This window comes from Frankia sp. CcWB2 (genome assembly GCF_977927585.1).
Window position 1 is genome coordinate 19,590 of the sequence record NZ_CDWRCM010000056.1, and the last position, 620, is coordinate 20,209.

Below are 620 nucleotides of genomic sequence, written 5' to 3' on the forward strand. Positions count from 1 at the left end.
GAACAGCACGCCGGTGCCGGCGCCGAACAGGATGGAGCCCGTCCACAGCCGCTGCGCGACCCAGTCGGGCAGGCCGACGAGATCCAGCAGCCAGTAGAAGGCGCCCTGCGGGAACAGGTAGCCGATGTTCTGATGGGTGACGGTGCCCATGCCGATGCCGGGGTCCCACATGGAGACCGCCCGGCGCAGCATCCGGCTCGGATCGAGGTAGAGGTACGCCTTGGTGTCGGCGCCGATCTTTCCTGGTGCCGTCGCCAGCAGCGGCAGATACGCCACGGCGGCCAGCACCAGGGTCGGCCAGGATGGCGGCCGCCGCCGGATCGTCGCCGAGGCCGGACCGGACTCGGTGCGACCGGACTCGGTGCGACCGGAGGGGGCCGGACCGGACGGCGACGTGGTCACGGTCACCGGATCACCGGATTACCGCAGTCACCGGTGCGGCCCAACCAGGTCCGCGGCCCGGGCCGCGGTGGAGCGGCGGCCCTGATGCCGGGCCGCCTCCCGGGCGAGTGCCGCGAACGTCGAGCGAGCCGTCTGCGCCCAGGTGAAGGTCGCCGCATGCGCCAGCGCCCCGGCGGACAGCCGGGTGCGCAGATCGTGATCGGTCAGCACGCCGGCCA

Annotated in this window: 1 protein-coding gene and 1 pseudogene; both read right to left on the reverse strand. The window is 73.1% G+C overall.

The genetic code is table 11. The annotated features are described in order from the left end of the window. On the reverse strand, positions 1–408 hold a 408-nt coding region (locus ACY45C_RS08430; protein ID WP_462187061.1), incomplete at its 3' end, for an alpha-(1->3)-arabinofuranosyltransferase domain-containing protein. 21 nt (positions 409–429) lie between these two features. Then, positions 430–620: pseudogene (locus ACY45C_RS08435) on the reverse strand (glycosyltransferase family 4 protein); the annotation flags it as partial.